Below are 21467 nucleotides of genomic sequence, written 5' to 3' on the forward strand. Positions count from 1 at the left end.
TGCTTCATGGGCGCGCAGAGCCTTCTCAGGCCTTGCAATGCCTGGGGCACTTGCACCACGTACCCGGTTGGCAGCGGGCTTTCAATGCTGCATTGGTGCTCGATGTGGCCCAAATGTGCCTTGGCGCACGGTTGATTGTTGCCAGATCGCGAACAATATATTTCCCACTGCGAGCTTTCTGGCAGGCTCAATCAAAACTACATTCTTCACGCTACCCACCCAATCCCTCTCCCATTTCCCCGCATTTTTTGGAAAGCCGCTTTCACATGACCACCACCCACACCGCTGCTGACAACGCCCTCATCGACAAACTGCAATGGCGCTACGCCACCAAGAAGATGAACCCGACCAAGGTGGTGGCGCAAGACAAGGTGGATCGCATCATCGAAGCCGCTCGCCTGGCACCCACCTCCAGCGGCCTGCAGCCTTTCGAGATTTTTGTGGTGACCGATGCTGCCGTGCGCGAGCGCATCAAGCCCATCGCCTGGAACCAAGCCCAAATCACCGACGGCTCGCACCTGCTGGTGTTTGCCGCCTGGGACGACTACACCGCCGAGCGTATCAACGCCATGTTCGACTACACCAACGACGTGCGCGGCTTCAAGAACGAAGGCTGGGAAAACTACCGCAACATGCTGCTGGGCGCCTACCCCCAGCGCGGCGCTGAAGTGAACTTTCAGCATGCCGCACGCCAGGCCTACATCGGCATGAGCGCCGCCATCATTGCCGCCGCCTTTGAGCAAGTGGACAGCACCCCCATGGAAGGCTTTGACCCCGCCGCCCTCGACGACATCCTGGGCCTGCGCGCCAAGGGCCTGCGCAGCGTCGCCATCTTGCCCCTGGGCTACCGCGCCGACGAAGGCGACTGGCTGGTGAACCTGAAGAAGGTGCGCCGTCCTTTGGATCAATTTGTGACGACCGTCTAAGCCACGTTCTCCACCCCTCGCAAAAAAGGCCGGACGTATGCGTCCGGCCTTTTTTGCTTTCAGCACCATCTCTCGCTTCGGCGCCGACCGATGTGTTCAGCGCGTTTTTTAGCGCGCAGCGGGGGCCGTGTCCGTCACCTGGCGCATCGGTGTGAATAGCAAGGCCAGAGCGGCTAGCACCAGCAGCGTGCCACCGCTGGCTGCGAACAACTGGGCCAGCGTGATGCCCTTCATCACCCACCCCGTCACAGCCGCAGAGATCGGTGCCAAGCCCATGAAGATGAACATGAACAGGCTCATCGCGCGGCCCAGCAGCGCAGGCGGTACACGCTGCTGTATCCAGGTAAACACACTCACCTGCATGAATCCGCCCAACAGTCCGATGGCCAGCATCAACCCAGCGCCTTGCCACACCGCCGTGATCAGCCCCAAGGGCATGAACAGCACGCCAATGACTGCATCGAACGCCAAGATCGTCAGGCCCAGGCTGCCGACGCGCAGCCGAGGCACCATGCCCGACACCACCATGCCCAGCAGCGTGCCTGCGCCATGCGCGCCCACCATGGTGCCAAAGGCTGCGGCGCCGAGTTGCGGCGTGCTGCTGGCCAGCACCGGAATGGCGATGTGGATGGGCCCCATGATGAACAGGGCGATGGCGCTCCAGTAGAGAAAACAGGTGCGCAATTCCTGGTCACGCCAAAAATGCGCCAGGCCGTGCGCCACAGAGGCCAGCACCGCCTGCGGCGCAGCGGTGGGGGCGGCGGGGGCGGTGGGGGCCGCATGGGTTTGCACTTGCCGCAGTGTCCAGGCCGATACCGCAAAACTCAGCGCATCAAACGCGAAGGCAAGGCCAATGCCGGTGGCGTTCGCGCGCGTGGTTTCGCCGCTGGCCGTGTCCCCGGTGCCGAACAACGCAATCAACAACCCCGCGAGCAACGGCCCCAGAAACATGGTGAGCTGGCGCAGGCCCAGGCTGATGCCATTGGCCGCCTGCAACTGCGGGCGCGCTACCACGTGGGGCATCATGGCCGTGCCGGCAGGGATGCTGAAGGCAGTGGCCAGGCCAATGCCCAGTGACAGGGCATACACCATCCACAGCGTCAGGGTGCCGGCAAGCACCAGCCCCGCCAGTGCGGCCAGGAGCACCAGGTTGATGTATTTGGTGACCATCAACACCTGCTTGGGCGAATGGCGGTCTACCAGCGCGCCACCCACCAGGATGAATACCGCACGCGGGATGCTGATGAGGGCCAGCACAGTGCCCAGCACCAGCGTGTCCCCCGTCATTTGCAGTACCAGCCAGGGCAGCGCGATCAGCGTGAACTGGTCGCCCAGCATGGACAGGAAAGAGCCAGCCGTCATCCAGCGAAAGTTGGGGTCTTTGAACAGCGCGGCGCGTGGGTCTTTGGCAGAGGCAGTGCTGGGGCTCTGCGGCTTGTGGGGGGATGCTGTGTCAATAGTCATAGGTCGATCCATTCATGGGGACCCACTATGGACCCTCACGTTGCGTGAGGGTCAAGCACTCTTGAGCACTTTTTTACCCCTGTGCGTATGGCCGCGCTTCAGTCGATGCGTTGGCTGTGGCTGCGCGTGCCAGCGCCGCTTGCAGATACGAGCGCACAGGTGCGCTCAGGGGCGAACCCGCCTGTAGCAGCGGTTCGCTGGCAGATGCTGTGAGCAGCTTTTGGCGCAATTCGGGGCTGCTGCGCGTCAGTGTGTCGAACAGCGCGCTCCAACGCAGCGCGGCGGCTGCAGCGTCAGGATGCTGGTGTGGTACGGCACGGGCCAGAAGCTGTTGCACATCGGCCTCCAATGCCGCCCAGTCGGTGTGCGGCACATGGCCCAGCGTGCGCAGGTCGTCGCGTGTCAGGTACTTCTCCAGGAGTGCCATGCGCAGCTTGATGGCCGTTTCGATGTACGCAATCATCTCGCCTGGGGGCGCATGGTTGCGCCCTTGCGTGCTGGGCTCGGTGCGGAACATGTGACCCCAACGCTCCAGCAGGTCCAAGTCGCCCCCCATCCAGTGCAGCATCAGTCCCATCCAGCGGTAGGCCAGCGCCTGGACTTCGGGGGTGTCAGGTGGCAACTGGCGGTCCATGGCGCTTTGCACCAGGTCCTTCACGACCAGCCAATCCGACTCAATCAGGTTCCAGCTGCTGAAGATCTGCTTGAGTTCGGCCGAGCTGAAATACTTTCCATAGGTGGTCATGAGCGCCAGCGCTTCGAGCCAGTTACCCATGTCAGGCTCGGCCCCCGCCATCAGGCCGTCGCGCAGCATGGTCAGGCGCCCGCGCAGTTCCGTGGCTTGCGCTATTTGTTGGTCCAGCGCGCGGATCTGCTGGCCGATGATGCGTTCGGGCGCCACACTGTCGCCCTCCAGCAGGTGGGTGATGTCATTGAGCGCCAGACCCATCTGGCGCATCGTCTGGATGGCGTGCAGCCGCTGCACATCGGCCTGGCCGTAAAGGCGGTAACCCGACTCTGACCTGCCCGAAGGCGTGAGCAGGCCGATGGCGTCGTAATGGTGCAGCGTGCGAACCGTCAGGCCCGCGCGCTGCGCCAGCTCTCCCACCTTCAGCAGCATCTGGAAGCTCAGCGCTTCACAGAAATCAGCTCGATCTCAAAGTTCAGCGTGGCGTTGGGTGGAATCACGCCGCCAGCGCCGTTGGCACCATAGGCAATGCCGGGCGGGCAAGTCAGCTTGGCCTTGCCGCCGGGCTTCATTCGCTGCACGCCTTCGGTCCAGCAGGGAATCACGCGGTTGAGCGGAAACTCGGTCGGCTCACCGCGCTTGTAAGAGCTGTCGAACTCCTTGCCATCGAGGAACATGCCCTTGTAATGCACCTTCACGGTATCGGTAGCCTTGGGCGACTCGCCGGTTCCGTCTTTGATCGATTGGTACACCAGACCGCTGCCGGTAGTGACAGGGGCTGTCTGCGCCATGGTGGCAGGGGCAAGGGCCAGCGAAGCGAGCAAGGCGAAAAGAACGCGCATGAAGAAAACTCCAGGAAAAAACGAAGGCCTGATGTTAGGGGCTTTTGCCTGTAACGCATTGCGAAGTCTTGCGGTTGTTTAGTTGCCAACCTCTGTGCCCCTTTTGAGGGCGGTGAATGTGCTTCTGGCGTTGTTAGTAGGGGCTGATTCAAAAGTGAAGTGCCCCCATTCGGCTCTTGCGAGTCACGCACACCATGTACGATTTGAGTGAGTGCCTCTCTAATTAATTAACGCAATTGCATGGATTTTCCTATTTGGATAAGGGAAATGGAAATTGTTGGCTGGCTGAATGTTAGTCCACTTGATCGCCGGGTTGGTCATCACGCAGCGGCTGTTGCGCCTCGACCAATTTGAGCAAAAGAGAGACTTCAGGGCGGCCTGACCAACTCCCCAGCGTGTAGCTTGCTCCGTAACCAGCAATGAGTATTAGGAAAAATGGGTGGACACCAAAACCCGTTCTGAAAATGTCTAAGGCGGCAAATAAAGCGCACAGAATGGAGCATGTCAGAATTATTACTCGAACGGAACGCCAGCCTTCGTGTTGCTGACGAAGCCAAGCAAGCATCTTTTTTTCTTCTTTGGTAAACTGCATTTTGATAATTATATATTTATGAAAATTATTTTATAAAAGAACTTTTATAAAAAGTTATTTGTAAAACTCGCAAACTTCTGTATTTATTTTTTGGGAAAATAAATTTAATTTTTGGTTTATGCCAATGATACTAAATTTATTCCAGTTTGTTACCAAGTCTGCTCTGCTAAACGGACTGTTGCGGTGCTGAAGCATTCGCAGACAGCGTTGACAGAAATGGCCCCCTGTATGAATGCTCGCTGTGTGGCGGAACAAAAAAGGCCTGATCTCTCAGGCCTTTTTTGTCTACTTCCATAGGGCTGCACCGCTTTGCGCAGAGTCCGCCCAGGCGCAGAGAAATCTCGGCTTAAGCCATCTCTTCCACCGGCACACAGCTACAGAACAGATTCCGATCCCCATACACGTTATCCACGCGCCCCACGGGCGACCAGTACTTGGCTTGGCGCAGCGCAGCCACGGGGTAGGCGGCGGCTTCGCGGGTGTAGGGGCGGGTCCAGTCGCCGCTCAGCAGGCTTTCTGCAGTGTGAGGCGCATTTTTCAACGGGTTGTTGTCCTGCGGCAGCTTGCCTGCTTCAATCTGGCGGATTTCTTCGCGGATGGCGATCATCGCGTCGATGAAGCGGTCCAGCTCTGACAGGGTTTCGCTCTCAGTGGGTTCCACCATCAGTGTGTTGGGCACGGGAAAGCTCAGTGTGGGCGCATGGAAGCCGTAGTCGATGAGGCGCTTGGCCACGTCTTCGGCCATGACGCCGCTGGTGTCCTTGAGGTGGCGCAGGTCCAGAATGCACTCGTGGGCGACGTGGCCGGGCTTGCCGTCTTTGCCCTCGCTGGCGTACAGCGTGGGGTAGTGGTCTTTGAGGCGGGCGCTGATGTAGTTGGCGCTGAGGATGGCGGTTTCGGTGGCGGCTTTCAGGCCGTCGGCGCCCATCATGCGGATGTACATCCAGCTGATGGGCAGCACGGCGGCGTTGCCAAGGGGCGCGGCGCTGACGGGGCCCACTTTGCCTGCGGCGGGCGCTTGCGGCTGGTCGCTCTGACCGGGCAGGCCGGGCAGGAAGGGCACGAGGTCTGCCACCACGCACACGGGGCCCACGCCGGGGCCGCCGCCGCCGTGGGGGATGCAGAAGGTTTTGTGCAGGTTCAGGTGGCTCACGTCGCCGCCAAACTCGCCGGGGGCGGCCACGCCCACCAGGGCGTTCATGTTGGCTCCGTCCACATACACGCGGCCGCCGTGGCTGTGCACCAGGGCACACAGCTCTTTCACGCTGGTCTCAAACACGCCGTGCGTGCTGGGGTAGGTGATCATGATGGCTGCCAAGTGGGCGCTGTGCTGTTCGCACTTGGCTTGCAGGTCGGCCATGTCCACGTTGCCGTTGTCGTCGCACTTGGTCACCACCACCTGCATGCCTACCATCTGCGCGCTGGCGGGGTTGGTGCCGTGGGCGCTGCTGGGGATGAGGCAGATGTTGCGATGGCCTTCGCCACGCGACTCGTGGTAGCCCTTGATGGCCAAGAGGCCCGCGTATTCGCCCTGGCTGCCTGCGTTGGGTTGCAGGCTGATGCCTGCGTAGCCAGTGGCCTGGCACAGCCAGGCGCGCAGCTGCTCGTCCAGCTCTTGGTAGCCTTGCTGCTGGTCTGCCGGGGCGAAGGGGTGCACGCCAGCAAACTCGGGCCAGGTGATGGGGATCATCTCGCTGGTGGCGTTGAGCTTCATGGTGCAGCTGCCCAGTGGGATCATGCTGCGGTCCAGCGCCAGGTCTTTGTCTGACAGCGCGCGGATGTAGCGCAGCATGCCGGTCTCAGAGTGGTGGGTGTTGAAGACCGGGTGCGTGAGGTAGCTGCTGGTGCGGCGCAGTGCGGCGGGGATCAGCAGCTCCACGCCGTTTTCAAACGCGCTGAAGCTGGGCAGGGCTTGGCCGTCTTTGGCGAAAATTTTCCACAGCAGCTCGATGTCGGCGCGTGTGGTGGTTTCATCGAGCGCAATGCACAGGTACTCTTCAAAGTAAATGCGCAGGTTAGCGCCCATGGATACGGCGCGGGAAGCTATGGTTTTGGTAGCGGCGCCGGTGTGCAGGCTCAGGGTGTCGAAACTGGCTTGTTCGCGCACGGGGGCGCCGAGTTGCTTCAGGCCTTGGGCCAGGATGGCGGTGTAGCTGGCCACGCGCTGGGCAATGCGCTTGAGGCCCTGGGGGCCGTGGTACACGGCGTACATACTGGCCACCACAGCGGGCAGCACCTGGGCCGTGCAGATGTTGGAGGTGGCCTTTTCGCGGCGGATGTGCTGTTCGCGCGTTTGCAGGGCCAGTCGGTAGGCGGGCTTGCCGTGCGCGTCCACGCTCACGCCCACCAGGCGCCCGGGCATGCTGCGCTTGAATTCGTCGCGGCAGGCCATGTAGGCGGCGTGCGGGCCGCCCGCGCCCATGGGCATGCCAAAGCGCTGGGTGGTGCCGACCACAATGTCTGCACCCTGTTCACCGGGCGGGGTGATGAGCGTGAGGGCCAGCAGGTCTGCCGCCACGATGAAGGCGGCTTGCTTGGCGTGGGCTGTTTCCGCGTCGGCACGCAGGTCATCAATGCGGCCGCTGGTGGACGGGTATTGCGCCAGCACGGCAAAGTAGTCGCCCGCCAGCAGGGTGTTCCATTCTTCGGCGGAGTTGGCCAGCTTGACCTCGATGCCCAGTGGCAGAGCGCGGGTCTGGATGACTTCGATGGTTTGCGGATGCGCGTCACCCGCCACCACAAACACGTTGCTCTTGCTTTTGACCGAGCGCTTGGCCAGTGTCATGGCCTCGGCAGCGGCGGTGGCTTCGTCGAGCATGGATGCGTTGGCAATCGGCATGCCCGTCAGGTCGCACACCATGGTCTGGAAGTTGACCAGGGCTTCCATGCGGCCTTGGGATATTTCAGCCTGGTAGGGCGTGTAGGCGGTGTACCAGGCGGGGTTCTCCAGGATGTTGCGCAGGATGACGCCGGGCGTGTGGGTGCCGTAGTAGCCCTGGCCGATAAAGCTCTTGAGCAGCTGGTTCTTGCCCGCAATGGCCTTGAGTTCGGCCAGCGCGGCGGCTTCGGTCGTGGCCGGGGGCAGGTCCATGGCGCTGCTGCGGGCGATGGAGCGGGGCACGATGGAGTCGATCAGCGCGCGGCGCGAGGCCTCGCCAATCACCGAGAGCATGTGCGCTTCATCAGCCGCATCAATGCCGATGTGGCGGGGCAGGAATTCGGTGGCGTTTTCAAGCTCGGACAACGGCAGGGATGTGGGCAGGGCGGCGGTCATGGCGGGCAGTCTGGGGTGCTATGAAAAAGAGAGCTGGCTGCGCTGATTCGATGGGCTTTGCAAAGGATTTCTTTTGAAACCCTGATGAATAAAGCGCAGGCAGCTATGGTTTTTGAAGCTGAATGGGCCGCAGAGCCCACCCAGCCATCAGGGCATCACGCGTTGGCAGCGAAGGCTGTGTAGGTGGTTTCGTCCATCAGGCCGTCGAGCTGGCTGGCGTCGGCCAGCTTGACCTTGAAGAACCAGCCGGTGTTCAGCGGGTCGCTGTTGGCCAGCGAGGGGTCGGCGCGCAGGGCTTCGTTCACTTCCACGATCTCGCCGGTGACGGGCATGTACACATCGGCAGCGGCCTTCACCGACTCGACCACGCCAGCCACATCGCCTTGGTTGAATGTGGCGCCCACTTCGGGCAGGTCCACAAACACCACATCGCCCAGCGCGTCCTGCGCGTGCACGGTAATGCCCACCACAGCGGCAGCGGCGTCAGCGGTGTTGATCCACTCGTGTTCTTTGGAAAATTTGACGGTCATGAGGGGCTCCTCGAAATGGGTTGAAAAGGGTTTGAAAACGCGAAACCTGAATGTAGCGGCTGCAGCAGGGGCGGCGTATGACGCAGCATCGCCCCGCTGGCTTCAGCCGCGAAAGTAGTTGGCGGGCGTGAAAGGCATGGCGCGCACTTCCATGGGCACGGCCTTACCACGCACGATGGCGTTCACGCGCGTGCCGATGGCGGCAAACGCAGGCAGCACGTAGCCCATGGCCACGGGTTCGTTCACCGTGGGGCCCAGAAGGCCGCTGGTGACTTCGCCAATCTTCTGGCCGCCTTCGCTTTGCAGCTCGGTGTGCTCGCGCACGGGCACACGCTCCAGCGCGACCAGCCCGACACGTTTGCGGGGCAGGGGGGCGGGGTTGTCGATCTGCGCCAACACCTTGTCTGCGCCAGGGAAGCCGCCAGAGCGTGCACCACCGGTACGGCGCACTTTCTGAATGGCCCAGTTCAGCGCTGCCTCGGGTGGCGTGGTGGTGGTGTCGATGTCATTGCCATACAGGCACAGACCGGCTTCGAGCCGCAGCGAATTGCGCGCACCCAGGCCAATGGGCTTGACCTCGGGCTGGGCCAGCAGGGCGCGGGCCAGGGTGTCGGCCTGCGCTGCGGGCACCGAGATTTCAAAACCGTCTTCGCCGGTGTAGCCGCTGCGGGTCACAAAGCAACCGCAGCCTGCGATGGTGAATGTGCCGCCTGTCATGAACACCAGCTTTTCAACGCCGGGCGCCAGGCGGGCGAGGGCGGTGACGGCCTGCGGGCCTTGCAGCGCGAGCAAGGCGTGGTCGGGCATGGGTACCACCTTGCAGCGCTGGCCAATGCGGGCCTGGATGTGGGCAATGTCGCCCACCTTGCAGGCGCCGTTGACGATGACGAACAGCGTTGGCTCGCCGTCCACCACGCCTTGGTTGAAGAACATCAGGTCATCAATGATGGTGCCTTCGTCGGTCAGCAGCAGGCCGTAGCGCTGCTTGCCCACGGGCAGGTCGATCACGTCCACGGGCATCAGGGTCTCGAACGCGGCGGCGGCGTCGGCACCGATCAGCTTGAGCTGGCCCATGTGCGACACGTCAAACAGGCCCGCAGCGGTGCGGGTGTGTACGTGCTCGGCCATCAAACCAGCGGGGTACTGCACGGGCATGGAATAGCCGGCAAACGGCACCATGCGGGCGCCCAGCTCAATGTGCAGGGCGTTCAGCGGTGTGGAGAGCAGGGGGGCGGCTGGCGTGGCAGAAGGTGCGGACATGGGTGACTCCAGGGCAAATAGGGAGCGCAACCCAATGCGGGTTACGACATTTGCCCTGCTGTCCGCTTTACCTGAGAGATTCACCGCAGTGCCCTGGCTGGCCGTGCGGTTTGCTCCTTCGGTGGATGGCCTCGCACACAGTTTTCATGTGGGGACCACCTCTCTCCAGCAAGGGAACGCCCGCATCACTGCGGGCGGTGGTCAGTCCTTTTGCCTGAGCGTTCGGCTGCTGCCTGCGCCTTCGGCGGTGCCGCGCTGCCTTGGGTTTCAAGGTGGGACACTCTCTCCTGACGGCCGCGATTGTAAGCCTACTTTGCGTAGACCAGATCGCGCAGTGCCAGCGAAATCGAAGGCACGTAGGTGATGACCATGAGGCACGCCAGGATCACGCCTACAAACGGCAGCAGATGTCCCACGATGCGGTCCAGCGAGATCTTGGCCACCGTGCAGGCGGCAAACAGGTTCACACCAAACGGGGGCGTGATCATGCCCAAAGCCAGGTTCACCACCATGATCAGGCCGAAGTGCACCGGGTCGATGCCAAAGTGCATGGCCACCGGCGCAAGGATGGGCGCCAGCACGATGATGGCGGCGCTGGTTTCGATGAACATGCCGATCACGAACAGCGCCGCATTCACGCCCAGCAAGAACATGGCAGGCGATTGCAGCACCGATTCCAACCAGCGGCCAATCGCATCAGGCACACCCGCGCGGGTGATGAGGAAGGCAAACAGACCGGCATTGGCGATGATGAACATGATCACGGCCGACGAGATGGCCGACTTGCGCAAAATGGCGAAGAGGTCCTTGATCTTGATCTCGCGGTAGATCACCACGCCCACAATCAATGCGTAGAACACGGCTACGGCCGAGGCCTCGGTGGGGGTGAACACGCCGCCGTAGATGCCGCCCAGGATGATGACGGGCATGAGCAGCGCCCAGCCCGCTTGCAACGTGGCCTTGCCAAAGGACAGGCGGCCATCGCCATCGTTCTTGCCCCAGCCCTTGTATTTGCAGTACGCCCACACAAACGCCATCAGCGCCAGGCTGATGAGGATGCCGGGGCCAAAGCCTGCAATGAACAGCTCGCCAATCGAGACCTCGGCGCTCACGCCGTACAGGATCATGGGGATGGAGGGCGGAATGATGACGCCCAACTCGGCACTGGTGGCCTGTAACGCCGCCGCGTAGCTGGTGGGGTAGCCGTGCTTGATGAGCGCCGGAATCAGGATGGCGCCGATCGCAAACGTGGTGGCCACCGACGAGCCCGACACGGCGGCAAAAATCATGCAGGTGAGCACGCAGGTCATGGGCAGGCCACCCTGCACACCGCCCACAATGCTCTTGGCAAACTCGACCAGCCGGCGTGAGATACCACCGGTTTCCATCAGGTTGCCTGCCAGGATGAAGAACGGAATGGCCGCCAGCGGGAACTTGTTGATCGAGGCGAACATTTCCTTCACCGAAATCAGCATGTTGGCGTTGGACACCTGGATGCCCAGGATGGACGCCAGCCCGATGGACACGGCCACGGAGACGGTGAGTGCAAAGCACAGCACCATGGTGCAGATCATTACGACGCTCATAGCGTGGCCCCCACGCTCGGCAATGCATGTCCTCGCTGTCCCCCAAGGGGGCCGTTCACTTGCTTGAGGCGGCTCGGCGCGGCGTTCATTGGGCAGTCTCCAGTTCCATGCGCAGTGGGTCGATCAGATTACCGATGATGCCGACGATGCAAAACAAGCCGCCGACTGGCATGGCCAGGTAGGCCCAGAACATGGACACAGACTCCAGCCCGGCCATGCTTTGCACACCGCCGCGGCGCGCGTAGTCCCAGCCAAACCACACGATGATGAGGATGAGCGCCAGCGCCGCGAGCGTCACCACCCAGTCCAGCACACGCTTCATGCGCGGGGGGCTCCAGCGGTACAGCACGTCCACGCTGACCATGGCGCCTTGGCGAAAGGCCGCCGGGATGGCGAGGAACACCATCCAGATCAGGCTGAAGCGGATGAGCACTTCAGTCCACTCGGCAGGCTGCTCCAGCACAAAGCGCATCAGGATCTGGAACATGCCCAGGGCAGAGGCCAGGGCCAGCATGGCGCAGGCCCCGAGCATGGCGGTGGATGTGGTCCACCGTTCAAAGGTTAAAAAAGCGTTTTTCATGGGGTGCAGGCCGCCACTGAACAGAAAGTATGAGAAGACAAAACGCCCGTAGGCACAGGCGCCACGGGCGTTCGGGGTCAGCGGCGGCGTGTCTGCCTCGCGCTTGCGCGTCGCATCAATGGTTGAGTCACTTGACGTCGCGAATCTTGTCGAGCGCGGCTTTGCCAAACTGCTTTTCAAACTCGGCGTTCACTGGTGCCAGGGCTGCGACAAACTTGGCTTTGTCAACGTTGTCGATCACCGTCATGCCCTTGGCGCGCAGGTCGGCCACGCCCTTGGCATCGTCTTCATCCACGCGGGCGCGGTTGGCCTTGGCACCTTCCTTGGCTGCGTCAAGGAAGGCTTGCTTGTCAGCCGCCGACAGTTTGTCGAACGACGCCTTGTTCATCACGAAGATGGCGGGCGAGTAAACGTGGCCGGTCAGGGACAGGTGCTTTTGCACTTGGTCGAACTTGGCCGAGATGATGACCGACAGCGGGTTTTCCTGCCCGTCCACGGTGCCCTGTTGCAGGGCTGTGAACACCTCAGGGAAGGCCATGGGCGTGGTGATGATGCCAAACCCCTTGTACGCGGCAATGTGCACCGGGTTTTCCATCGTGCGCATCTTCAGGCCCTTGAGGTCGCCGGGCTCTTTCACATCGCGCTTGCTGTTGGTCATGTGGCGAAAGCCGTTTTCGGCCCAGGCCAGTGCCTTGAAGCCCTTGGCATCGAACTTGGCCAGCAGGTCTTGGCCGATGGGGCCATCGAGCACCGCGCGGGCATGGGCCTTGTCGCGGAACAGGAAGGGCACATCGAGGATCTTGGTCTCTGGCACAAAGTTGGGCACCGGGCCGCTGGAGCTGAATGCCAGCTCTTGCGTGCCCAGTTGTACGGCTTCAATCGACTCACGCTCACCGCCCAGTGCGCCGTTGTAGAAGGTCTGCACCTTGTAGCGACCGGCTGTGCGCTTTTCCACTTCTTTGGCAAACGTGTCGATGGCCACGCCCTGGTGCGAGTTCTGGGCCGTAGAGATGCTGATGCGCATGGTGGTCTGCGCTGCGGCAGTGGCCACAAAGCCGAGCGCAAGGCTCAGTCCAACGACGAGTTTGGTCAATTGCATGGTGTCTCCTGTTGTGCGGCGCGCCCACGGTGGCACGCCGATTTGGATTCATTATGTTGGCCTGCTTCCCGCAGGAGCATCGGGGTTTGTGCTGGTAAGTGTGCTTATCAGTCACATGGGCTACAGGCCGTGTAGGTGTTGTGGGTGGCAGGGTGGGTGGTGCTGGCATTAGATACCCAACATGGCAAGCGCCCCGTGCTGGCGGTAACCAGCCGGGGCCTTGGCAGTTTGTGCGGCTCCGGTAAGAGCGCCTTGATGGAGCAAGTATGCGGATTGCTTCCTGGTTTTGTTTTCTGTTTTGTCTTTGATTTTTGAGAAATTCAGAAAACTCTTCTGAATAGTCGCCTATGGCGGAATAATGCGCAGCATGGACAAGATTGACCGGAAAATTCTCGCGGTGCTGCAGGCTGATGCCCGCGCCAGCTTGCAAGAGATTGGGCAGGCTGTGGGGCTGAGCCCTTCGCCCTGTTGGGGGCGCATCAAAAAGATGGAAGAGGCGGGTGTGATCCAGGGCTACACGGTGCGCATCAACCCGCAGGCGCTAGACCTGGCCGACACGGTGCTGGTGCAGGTCACGCTCGACAGCCATTCCGACAACACGCTGGAGAAGTTTGGCGAAACGCTGGCGAGTATTCCGGAGGTGATCGAAGCGCACCTGGTATCGGGCGACTACGACTACCTGCTGCGCGTAGTGGTCAAAGACACGCGGGACTATGAGCGCCTGCTGCGCGAGAAGCTCTACAAGATCAAAGGCATCCGCCACAGCCGTTCGAGCTTTGTGTTGCGCACGCTAAAGAAGGCTGATTTACCGCTGTAGCGCTTATTCTGAAAGCGCTGGAAGCTATTGATTTGAGAGCAATGGTTGTTCGTGGCGGTGATTCGCCGCGCCCTGCATCGACATGGCAGGCCCACAAAAAAGGCTCCCGAAGGAGCCTCGATGTACAGGACGGGTGCGCCTTACATGCCCGCGTAGTTGGGGCCGCCACCGCCTTCGGGGGTGACCCACACGATGTTCTGCGTGGGGTCCTTGATGTCGCAGGTTTTGCAATGCACGCAGTTTTGCGCGTTGATCTGCAGGCGCTGGGCATCGCCGCCCTTGGCGGTGTCGGGCACAAATTCGTACACGCCTGCGGGGCAATAGCGCGCCTCGGGGCCTGCGTATTTCGCCAGGTTGATGTTGACGGGCACGCTGGCGTCTTTGAGCGTCAAGTGCGCGGGCTGGTTCTCTTCGTGGTTGGTGTTGCTGATGAACACGCTGGAGAGGCGGTCAAACGTCAGCTTGCCATCGGGCTTGGGGTAGTCGATGGGCTTGCACTCAGCGGCAGGCTTCAGGTACGCGTGGTCGGGCTTGTCGCGGTGCAGCGTCCAGGGGATGTGGCCGCGCAGCACGAACTGCTCGAACCCGTTCATCAGTGTGGCCGTGGTCAGGCCGTACTTGAACCAGTTCTTGAAGTTGCGGTCCTTGTTCAGCTCGGTGTGCAGCCAGCTGGCCTCAAACGCCTTGGGGTAGGCGCTCAGCTCGTCGTGCTGGCGGCCCGCCACGATGGCTTCGTAAGCCGCTTCTGCGGCCAGCATGCCGGTCTTGATAGCGGCATGGCTGCCCTTGATGCGGCCCACGTTCAGGTAGCCCGCGTTGCAGCCCACCAGCGCACCGCCAGGGAACACCGTCTTGGGCAGCGCGTTGATGCCGCTGGCGTTGATGGCGCGTGCGCCGTATGACAGGCGCTTGGCGGTGACTTCGCCCTTTTCATTCTCGAAGTAGTAGCGGACGTTGGGGTGCGTCTTCCAGCGCTGGAACTCTTCAAACGGGCTGAGGTAGGGGTTGGTGTAGCCCAAGCCGGTCACAAAGCCAACAGCGACCTTGTTGCCTTCCAGGTGGTAGAGGAACGCGCCGCCGTAGGTGTCGTTTTCCATGGGCCAGCCAGCGGTGTGCATCACAAAGCCGGGCTGGTGGCGCTTGGGGTCGATCTCCCACAGTTCCTTGATGCCGATGCCAAAGCTTTGTGGGTCGCGACCTTCGTCGAGGTGGAAGCGCGCAATCAACTGCTTACCCAGGTGGCCGCGTGCGCCTTCGGCAAACACGGTGTACTTGCCCAGCAGTTCCATGCCCAGCTGGAAGTTGTCGGTGGGCTCGCCTTCTTTGCCAATGCCCAGGTTGCCCGTGGCCACGCCGCGCACGGAGCCATCGTCGTTGTACAGCACCTCTGCCGCTGTGAAGCCAGGGAAGATTTCCACACCCAGGGCCTCGGCCTGCTCGGCCAGCCACTTGGTGACGGCGCCCAGGCTCACGATGTAGTTGCCGTGGTTGTGCGCAAAGGGGGGCAGCAGCGGGTTGGGCACCCGAAAGCCCGATTTTTTGCTCAGGAAGATGTAGGCGTCATCGGTGACGGGCTGGTTCAGCGGTGCGCCCTTGGCCTTCCAGTCGGGGATCAGCTCGGTCAGGGCTTTGGGGTCCATGATGGCGCCCGAGAGAATGTGCGCGCCAGGCTCAGAGCCTTTTTCCAGCACTACCACCGAGACGTCTTGGCCCTTTTCAGCGGCCAGTTGCTTGAGCCGGATGGCGGTGGACAGGCCGCCTGGGCCGCCGCCCACAACGACCACGTCGTACTCCATGGATTCGCGGGGACCGTACTGGGTCAATATTTCTTCGTTCGTCATGAGCGTCTCGTCGGGCGTTTGATAATGGTCTGATTTTCTACAGACAGGAGTGTGAACCACTGTCTGGCTGGCGACTGATTGTATTCAAGGAATACAGACAATCGAACGACCGTTCTTTTTTGTGGAAATCGGAGGCTTTCAATGGCATACAGCATCGACTTGTCCGGCCGCGTGGCCTTTGTCACCGGTGCATCCAGCGGGCTGGGCGCACAGTTTGCCCGCACCCTGGCGCGTGCAGGCGCGGGCGTGGTGCTGGCCAGCCGCCGTATCGAAAAGCTCAAGGAGCTGCGCGCGCGCATCGAAGGCGAGGGCGGTGATGCCCATGTGGTCGAGCTGGACGTGACCGACCACGACTCCATCAAGTCTGCCGTGGCGCACGCAGAGACCGAGATGGGCTCTATCGACATCCTGGTCAACAACTCGGGCGTGAGCACGACCCAGCGCATCCAGGACGTGACACCCGAGGACTACGACTACGTCTTCGACACCAATGTGAAGGGCGCCTTTTTTGTGGCGCAAGAGGTGGGCAAGCGCATGCTGGCCCGTTCGCGCGGTGCAGCGCCGGGCAGCTTCACGGGCGGGCGCATCATCAACATTGCATCCATGGCCGGCCTGAAGGTTTTGCCCCAGATCGGCGTGTACTGCATGAGCAAGGCCGCCGTGGTGCACATGACGCGCGCCATGGCGATGGAGTGGGGCAAGTTTGGCATCAACGTGAACGCCATTTGCCCCGGCTACATCGACACCGAAATCAACCACCACCACTGGCAGACCGAACAAGGCCAAAAGCTGGTGAATATGCTGCCGCGCAAGCGTGTGGGCAGCCCCGAAGACCTGGACGCGCTGCTGGTGATGCTGGCCAGCGACCAGAGCCATTTCATCAACGGCGCGGTGATTGCGGCGGACGACGGCTTTGCGATTTGATTCGGGTGGCAGGGTTTTGATGGAAATGCCCTTCTAGCCCTTATCTGGTAAGTGTGGGTAGCTATCATTTTTGAGTTTTTGACGTGCAGGCGGCCCTGCGCTGAGGCTTTGCCGCTCTCGCTTTCACTGCGGCGCGTTGGTCACTCCAATGCCGCCATCGCCTGAGCCTCGGATTTCAGTCCGCTCAGGAACACCCGTCGCATCACAGCCCCTGGCATCCAGCGCAAGGCCAGATTGCGCAGGTAGAAGGACACCGGCGTGGCAGGCACAAAGGCGGGGGCGATCTTGCGGCTGCGCCGTTGCAGGCGTTCGATGGTCGGGTGCAGCCTGCGCCTGTGTGCGACCAGTGCTTGCTCTAGTTGCTCTGCCTTGGGGGCCTGGCCTTTGCCAGTGCTGCGTTCCAGCTCTTGCGCCAACACGCCAGCCGATGCCAGCGCCATGCCCGCCCCCTGGCCCGAGATGAGCGACAGGCTGTGTGCTGCATCGCCCATCAGCAAGATGCGGCCCCGGTGCCAACTGGGCAAAACCACCAGCGCCAGGTCGTCGATGACCAGTTCTGTGCCGGCCTGCACAGCGGCCAGCCCGCTTTGCACCACGGCATGGCTGTGGGCGGTGACTTGGGCCAGCAGAGCATGCCTGCCTTCGAGGGGGACGGGGCCGTGGACGGGACTGCGCCACACATGCAAGGCGGCAGTGCGCTGGGCGTCGAGGCTGTAATACTCGCTTTGCAGGCCGGGCTCTGCGTACGAGACAAAGTCTTCTGTCGGCTGCCAATTCTCGGGAATGTCATAGGCCGCGTAGCGATACCCCAGCGGTCGCAAGCAATCGGCAGAGGGCGCAATGTGCTGGGCGCGCAGGCTGGAGTGGACACCGTCGGCGGCGATCAGCAAATCGGCTTCGCAACTGCTGCCATCAGATAACAGGACGCTGAGGAGGCCTCCGGCGGGGTCGTGTTGCAGCCCCTGCACCGAGGTGCCCATGCTGATCTGGACATGGTCGCGTACGGCGTTGTGCAGCACATGTACCAACTGCGTGCGCCGCAGCGTGATCCAGTCCATCTCGGCCAGCAGTTGGCGGTAGTCCACGCTCAGGATGTCGCGGCCCCGCCGGTCGCGGTAGGTGTGTGTGCCCATGTCGGGGTAAGCGACGGCTTTGAGATCGGGCACCAGCCCCATGCGCCGGGCGGTGCCCAGGCCAGGGCCAGACAGTCCCATCATGTGTCCGCCATCGCGCAGGTGGCTGGCGCGCTCCACGACGTGTACGCGCCAGCCTATGTGGTGGAGCCACCAAGCAGCGGCCAGGCCCGCGATGCCAGCACCTGCGATCAACGCCAAGGGCGCATTGCGATGCGCAGGGGTGGGGTCCCGCACTGGTGCGCCCGTGGTGAGGCGGGCTGCTTTGGCTGGGGCAATGGGTTGGGCAATGGATTGGGGTTGTGCCGAGGTCATCATGGGGAGGTGCTTGGTTTGTCAGAGGAAGTCATGCAAGGTGGCTCGGCAGCGGGGTGGTGTGGCCCCTGCTGCGGGCCTGGGCTGCGCTGGTCCGGCGTGGCGGCCAGGCCGCCGCGTCGGCGCACCCAGGTTGGCAACGCCAGGGCCAGCGCCCCTAAGGCGGCGGCTGTGGCGAAGCTGTGGGGGTGGCCCGTGAGTGAGGCCATCCAACCACCCGCTACGCCGCCGACCATGGCCACGGCGGCATCGGTGCATTGCAGCAGGGTGAAGTCCAGCCCCGGCTGGCGCGCACTGGTCAGGCCCATGAGCCAGGCGTAGCGCGCGACAAAGCCACACGCCATGGCGATCAAAAAGAAGGTAGCTGCCGCCAGCAGCGCAGCGGTGGGTGCTGCTGATGCTGCGCAGATGGCGACCAGCAGCAGCGCTGTGGCTTCGATGGCCAGCGCAGCGTGCAAGGCCCGCCACACCCCGGCACGCTGCACCAGCGCCCCTGCGGCCACGGTGCCTGCCAGCCCTGCGCACAGCCCGCCCACTCCCCAAAACGTTGCCAGCTGGGCCATGCCCACACCGCGGTCGATCAGCCAGGGACCGAGCATGCCTGCGCACAGCCGAACCCCCAGGCCCAAGCCCAGCACCAACACCATGCCCGAGCGCATTGCGGTGCTTTGCCAGGCATGGCGCCAGTGGGCGCGGTGGTGGGTGCTGGCTGCATCGGCTAAATCAGCGACTGGGCGTGGTGGCTCGCGCAGTCGCCACAAGGGCAGTGTGAGGGCGGCTGTCAGCACGCCCATTGTGCCTATGGCGGCTGCCCAGCCCACCTGTTCAAACAGCAGAACAAAAACGCTGCCGCCCATGGCCATGCCGATGTAGCTGCCGCCCACTTGCGCCACATTGCCCCAGCCACGTTGGTGCACTGGGAGTTGATCGATGGCAAAGCCGTCGGCTGCGATGTCCACAGTGGCGGTGGCCAGGGCAGCCATGGCCAGCAGTGCTACCACGGCGGTCAGCTGGTTATGGCTCCAGCCTGCTGCCTGTGCGCTGCGGGGGGCCAAGGCGCATAGCATGGTCATGCACAGGGTTACCAGCCATTGCCCAGCCAGAATCAGGGGCCGCGAGCGCCGCTCTGCGCGGCCTGCGGGCAGTCTCCAGCGTTCCACCCAGGGGGCCCACAGGCCTTTGAGCACCCACGGAGCCAACACCAAAAAGGCCAGGCCAGTGGTTTGCAAAGACGCCCCTGTGCTGCGCAGCAAGGCCGGCAGAGCCTGCGTGGCCAGCCCCGTGATGAGACTTTGCACCGCATAGATACCGAGCAGTGCCGCACACAGTGCGCTGGTGGTGAGGGCCAGTGTGGGTCGCTCTGAGTGTGGATGCACCCGCAAAGCGGTGGTGGACTCAGTAGTCATAGGCCAGCATGACACCCACGGTGCGCGGCAGCGCCACTTGCGCCATGGTGCCGACAGCGGCGTTGCTGAACCCGTACACGCGGTATTTTTTGTCAGTCAGATTGTGTGCGTAGGCTGTGATTTGCCAGTGGCTGTCAATGGCCCAGTGAAGTGACAGGTCGACCAAGGTGTAGCCGTTTTGGCGCAGGGTATTGGCAGCGTCAAAATATTGCGAGCCCGTGCGGCGCACCGAGAGTGTGGGCCGCAGCACACCCCACCCCGTGGCAAAGCGCCCGCTCAAGCCCAGCGACAGCAATTGATGGGGTGCAAAGGGCACGTCGTTGCCCGTGCATGCAGCGCAAGAGGCGGGGTCTTCATAGCGGCGGAACGTGGCTTTGTTCACCGCTGCGGAGGCGTCCAGCGTCCACTGCGCGTTCAGCTTCCAGCGGGCATCTAGCTCCAGCCCACGCGAGCGGGTGTCGCCGACGTTGCGCAGGGTTTGGTAGCCCAGGTCGTTGCCGCGGTACAGCTGCGTGTCCTGGATGGCCACCTGGTACAGCGCTGCGCCGACTTGCCAGTCCCCCTGTTGCCAGCGCGAGCCCAGCTCGACGCTGGTGGATCGCTCGCGCCCAAAGGGCTGGGCGTCGTAGGCGTTGGATGGTGCCAGGTTGAAGCCGCCGGGCTTGTAGCCCTGCGACACCGTGGCGTAGCTGCGCCAGGCGGGCGTCCATTGGTAGGCCGCGCCCAGCTTGCCCAGGGTGGTGTTGCCATCGATGCGCCCACTGCCGCTGAAGCGGTCCATGCTGTAGGCCGCGTTGAGGGATGCACCAGCGAAATTCGTGGACGCCTTGTCTTTGGAGTGGCGAATGCCCGCACTCAAGTCCAGCGCAGAGGTGGCGTGCCAAATGACATCACCGTAGCCAGCCACCGAGCTGCTGTTGTTGGAGGATGCAGAGTTCAAGCCTGTCAAGCCATAGGTTGGTAGTGCGTTGACGTAGTCGCGCCTTTGTTGCACGGACTGGCGGTACAGGCCGAAGACGCCATCCCACGCGCGGGTGTGGTTGCCTGCGGAGTCCTTGCCACGGGTGGCCAGGCGAATCTCCTGCATGTTTTGTTTCCACGTCTCCGGTTGCTGGCTGTCGTAGGGGCCAATGGGGTAGCGGCGGGCGATGTCAGCGTCTTGCCAGGCGGTGGTGGCAGACAGGCGCCAGTCGCCCAGGTCGTATTGACCGCTAAGGGTCTGGCTTGTCGTGCAGCGCCGCTGCGCGAAGCTGGCCACTGCGGTGGGCATGGTCGGCATCACATAGGCTTGCTGGCTTTCGATGTTGTCCCAGGGCACATAGGCGTCTTGGCTTGCGCGTGTGCACTCGCGACCAAGGTTCAGCGCCATTTCCCAGGGCGCTCCCGTTGGTGCCATGCGCAGCTTGGCGGCGCCCAGGGTGGCGCGGGCGCCGCCTTGGTGGTCTTGGCCAGTGACCGGGTTGTACAGCGCGCCGAGGGCGTCATCGCGCGAGACAGACACTGAACCGTAGAGCAAGTTGGGCGTTATAGCGCCGCTGGCAGTTCCTTCGACGCGGTAGCCGCCGCGGCTGGACGCGCCTGCGCCCAAGTGCATCCGGGTCTCATTGTCGGGGCGCTGGCCGATGATGTTGAGCACCCCGCCTTGTGCGCTTTTGCCATACAACGTGCCTTGGGGCCCCTTGAGCAGCTCGACCCGTTCCACGTCCTGCAGTGACTGGATGGCAAAAATGGGTAACTGGGGGACGCCGTCGACGTAAACCGTCAGCGCTGGGTTGTAAAAGTCCTGGGCCGAGGACACACCACGCAGGCTGATGATGGGGTACAGAAATGAGGCACTTTGCGAAATTTGCACCCCGGGCAGCACCCGCTGCAGGTCTTGTGTCGTCGCAATCTGAGCGTCTTCTAGCGCCTGATGATCGCGCACCACGGCGCTGCCGATGAATCGGGACAACGCTTGGTCACGTTTGCCTGAGGAAATCGTGACATCGGGCAGCGTGGCATCCGGTGCAGCGGTCTGGGCCCATCCCAGGCTGCACAGGCTGGCCAAGCAGGCAGCCGCCAAGGGCAGCCGTACATGAGGTGGCGACTTGGCGCGCGTGAAGTGGTGCGGCATGTTGTGTACTCATTTGTATAAAATGAGAATTGTTCTTATTTGGGTGCGGCTGCGCTAGCGGTTTTTGTTCCGGGTTA

The 21467-nt window shown here is 62.5% G+C and carries 17 protein-coding genes and 2 riboswitches; of the genes, 3 read left to right on the forward strand and 14 right to left on the reverse strand.

The features are described from left to right. Positions 1-266 precede the first annotated feature (266 nt). The gene (locus C8C98_RS17895; protein ID WP_121455385.1) at positions 267-926 is read left to right on the forward strand and encodes an NAD(P)H-dependent oxidoreductase; all 660 of its coding nucleotides are present in this window, start codon (positions 267-269) and stop codon (positions 924-926) included. Between the two features lie 108 nt (positions 927-1034). Here the strand turns inward: C8C98_RS17895 and C8C98_RS17900 are convergent, their stop codons facing one another. The 10 genes from C8C98_RS17900 to C8C98_RS17940 all read right to left on the reverse strand — a co-directional run bounded on the left by C8C98_RS17900 (position 1035) and on the right by C8C98_RS17940 (position 12841). Next, complete coding sequence (locus C8C98_RS17900) at positions 1035-2390, reverse strand: MFS transporter (protein ID WP_255423177.1); 1356 nt, start codon at positions 2388-2390, stop codon at positions 1035-1037. 73 nt (positions 2391-2463) lie between these two features. Continuing rightward, a complete protein-coding gene (locus tag C8C98_RS17905) occupies positions 2464-3510 on the reverse strand; it encodes a MerR family transcriptional regulator (protein ID WP_121455386.1) in 1047 nt (348 codons plus the stop codon). Positions 3511-3518: 8 nt separating this feature from the next. Continuing rightward, complete coding sequence (locus C8C98_RS17910; RefSeq protein WP_121455387.1) at positions 3519-3920, reverse strand: FKBP-type peptidyl-prolyl cis-trans isomerase; 402 nt, start codon at positions 3918-3920, stop codon at positions 3519-3521. A 292-nt stretch (positions 3921-4212) separates the two neighbouring features. Next, entirely contained in the window at positions 4213-4512 is a 300-nt protein-coding gene (locus tag C8C98_RS21640) for a hypothetical protein (RefSeq protein WP_147436405.1), read from the reverse strand. Positions 4513-4858: 346 nt separating this feature from the next. Next, positions 4859-7786 (reverse strand): aminomethyl-transferring glycine dehydrogenase, encoded by a 2928-nt coding sequence (gene gcvP / locus C8C98_RS17915; protein ID WP_121455388.1) that lies wholly within the window; start codon positions 7784-7786, stop codon positions 4859-4861. Between the two features lie 155 nt (positions 7787-7941). Further along, entirely contained in the window at positions 7942-8316 is a 375-nt protein-coding gene (gene gcvH, locus C8C98_RS17920) for a glycine cleavage system protein GcvH (RefSeq protein WP_121455389.1), read from the reverse strand. 102 nt (positions 8317-8418) lie between these two features. Then, on the reverse strand, positions 8419-9576 hold the full coding sequence (gene gcvT / locus C8C98_RS17925; protein WP_121455390.1) for a glycine cleavage system aminomethyltransferase GcvT: 1158 nt from the start codon (positions 9574-9576) through the stop codon (positions 8419-8421). A 48-nt stretch (positions 9577-9624) separates the two neighbouring features. After that, positions 9625-9755, reverse strand: a riboswitch (glycine riboswitch). A 13-nt stretch (positions 9756-9768) separates the two neighbouring features. Further along, positions 9769-9876, reverse strand: a riboswitch (glycine riboswitch). 8 nt (positions 9877-9884) lie between these two features. Further along, positions 9885-11162 (reverse strand): TRAP transporter large permease, encoded by a 1278-nt coding sequence (locus C8C98_RS17930; protein ID WP_121455391.1) that lies wholly within the window; start codon positions 11160-11162, stop codon positions 9885-9887. A gap of 85 nt (positions 11163-11247) precedes the next feature. Continuing rightward, positions 11248-11742 (reverse strand): TRAP transporter small permease, encoded by a 495-nt coding sequence (locus C8C98_RS17935; RefSeq protein WP_121455392.1) that lies wholly within the window; start codon positions 11740-11742, stop codon positions 11248-11250. Between the two features lie 127 nt (positions 11743-11869). After that, positions 11870-12841 carry a TRAP transporter substrate-binding protein gene (locus C8C98_RS17940; RefSeq protein WP_121455393.1) on the reverse strand — a complete coding sequence of 324 codons (972 nt, stop codon included), beginning with the start codon at positions 12839-12841 and terminating at the stop codon, positions 11870-11872. Positions 12842-13208: 367 nt separating this feature from the next. Here C8C98_RS17940 and C8C98_RS17945 point away from each other — a divergent pair, with 367 nt between their 5' ends. Further along, the gene (locus C8C98_RS17945) at positions 13209-13658 is read left to right on the forward strand and encodes an Lrp/AsnC family transcriptional regulator (protein WP_099658598.1); all 450 of its coding nucleotides are present in this window, start codon (positions 13209-13211) and stop codon (positions 13656-13658) included. Positions 13659-13798: 140 nt separating this feature from the next. On the opposite strand, the gene C8C98_RS17950 is transcribed toward C8C98_RS17945, so the two are convergent. Then, positions 13799-15499 carry an electron transfer flavoprotein-ubiquinone oxidoreductase gene (locus C8C98_RS17950; RefSeq protein WP_121455394.1) on the reverse strand — a complete coding sequence of 567 codons (1701 nt, stop codon included), beginning with the start codon at positions 15497-15499 and terminating at the stop codon, positions 13799-13801. A 141-nt stretch (positions 15500-15640) separates the two neighbouring features. On the opposite strand from C8C98_RS17950, the gene C8C98_RS17955 reads away from it, so the two are divergent. Then, on the forward strand, positions 15641-16423 hold the full coding sequence (locus C8C98_RS17955) for an SDR family oxidoreductase (protein WP_121455395.1): 783 nt from the start codon (positions 15641-15643) through the stop codon (positions 16421-16423). Positions 16424-16563: 140 nt separating this feature from the next. Here C8C98_RS17955 and C8C98_RS17960 read toward each other — a convergent pair whose 3' ends face one another. Genes C8C98_RS17960 through C8C98_RS17970 form a run of 3 tightly spaced genes read right to left on the reverse strand, consistent with a single transcriptional unit; the run spans position 16564 to position 21390 of the window. Next, on the reverse strand, positions 16564-17874 hold the full coding sequence (locus tag C8C98_RS17960) for an FAD-dependent monooxygenase (RefSeq protein WP_233574589.1): 1311 nt from the start codon (positions 17872-17874) through the stop codon (positions 16564-16566). Then, the gene (locus tag C8C98_RS17965) at positions 17871-19277 is read right to left on the reverse strand and encodes an MFS transporter (protein ID WP_121455396.1); all 1407 of its coding nucleotides are present in this window, start codon (positions 19275-19277) and stop codon (positions 17871-17873) included. The genes C8C98_RS17960 and C8C98_RS17965 overlap by 4 nt, the downstream gene beginning before the upstream one ends. Continuing rightward, positions 19267-21390 (reverse strand): TonB-dependent receptor, encoded by a 2124-nt coding sequence (locus tag C8C98_RS17970; RefSeq protein WP_121455397.1) that lies wholly within the window; start codon positions 21388-21390, stop codon positions 19267-19269. Before C8C98_RS17970 ends, C8C98_RS17965 begins: the two co-directional genes overlap by 11 nt. Positions 21391-21467: the final 77 nt, after the last annotated feature.

It is taken from the genome of Acidovorax sp. 106, from assembly GCF_003663825.1.
Classification (GTDB): Bacteria; Pseudomonadota; Gammaproteobacteria; order Burkholderiales; family Burkholderiaceae_C; genus Acidovorax.

Coding starts and splice junctions, on each gene's coding strand:
- C8C98_RS17905 (WP_121455386.1), bottom strand. CDS start 3,510: ATGCTGCTGAAGGTGGGAGAGCTGGCGCAGCGCGCGGGCCTGACGGTT.
- gcvH (WP_121455389.1), bottom strand. CDS start 8,316: ATGACCGTCAAATTTTCCAAAGAACACGAGTGGATCAACACCGCTGAC.
- C8C98_RS17970 (WP_121455397.1), bottom strand. CDS start 21,390: ATGCCGCACCACTTCACGCGCGCCAAGTCGCCACCTCATGTACGGCTG.
- C8C98_RS17965 (WP_121455396.1), bottom strand. CDS start 19,277: ATGACTACTGAGTCCACCACCGCTTTGCGGGTGCATCCACACTCAGAG.
- C8C98_RS17900 (WP_255423177.1), bottom strand. CDS start 2,390: ATGACTATTGACACAGCATCCCCCCACAAGCCGCAGAGCCCCAGCACT.
- C8C98_RS17945 (WP_099658598.1), top strand. CDS start 13,209: ATGGACAAGATTGACCGGAAAATTCTCGCGGTGCTGCAGGCTGATGCC.
- gcvT (WP_121455390.1), bottom strand. CDS start 9,576: ATGTCCGCACCTTCTGCCACGCCAGCCGCCCCCCTGCTCTCCACACCG.
- C8C98_RS17910 (WP_121455387.1), bottom strand. CDS start 3,920: ATGCGCGTTCTTTTCGCCTTGCTCGCTTCGCTGGCCCTTGCCCCTGCC.
- gcvP (WP_121455388.1), bottom strand. CDS start 7,786: ATGACCGCCGCCCTGCCCACATCCCTGCCGTTGTCCGAGCTTGAAAAC.
- C8C98_RS17940 (WP_121455393.1), bottom strand. CDS start 12,841: ATGCAATTGACCAAACTCGTCGTTGGACTGAGCCTTGCGCTCGGCTTT.
- C8C98_RS17955 (WP_121455395.1), top strand. CDS start 15,641: ATGGCATACAGCATCGACTTGTCCGGCCGCGTGGCCTTTGTCACCGGT.
- C8C98_RS17930 (WP_121455391.1), bottom strand. CDS start 11,162: ATGAGCGTCGTAATGATCTGCACCATGGTGCTGTGCTTTGCACTCACC.
- C8C98_RS21640 (WP_147436405.1), bottom strand. CDS start 4,512: ATGCAGTTTACCAAAGAAGAAAAAAAGATGCTTGCTTGGCTTCGTCAG.
- C8C98_RS17960 (WP_233574589.1), bottom strand. CDS start 17,874: ATGATGACCTCGGCACAACCCCAATCCATTGCCCAACCCATTGCCCCA.
- C8C98_RS17895 (WP_121455385.1), top strand. CDS start 267: ATGACCACCACCCACACCGCTGCTGACAACGCCCTCATCGACAAACTG.
- C8C98_RS17935 (WP_121455392.1), bottom strand. CDS start 11,742: ATGAAAAACGCTTTTTTAACCTTTGAACGGTGGACCACATCCACCGCC.
- C8C98_RS17950 (WP_121455394.1), bottom strand. CDS start 15,499: ATGACGAACGAAGAAATATTGACCCAGTACGGTCCCCGCGAATCCATG.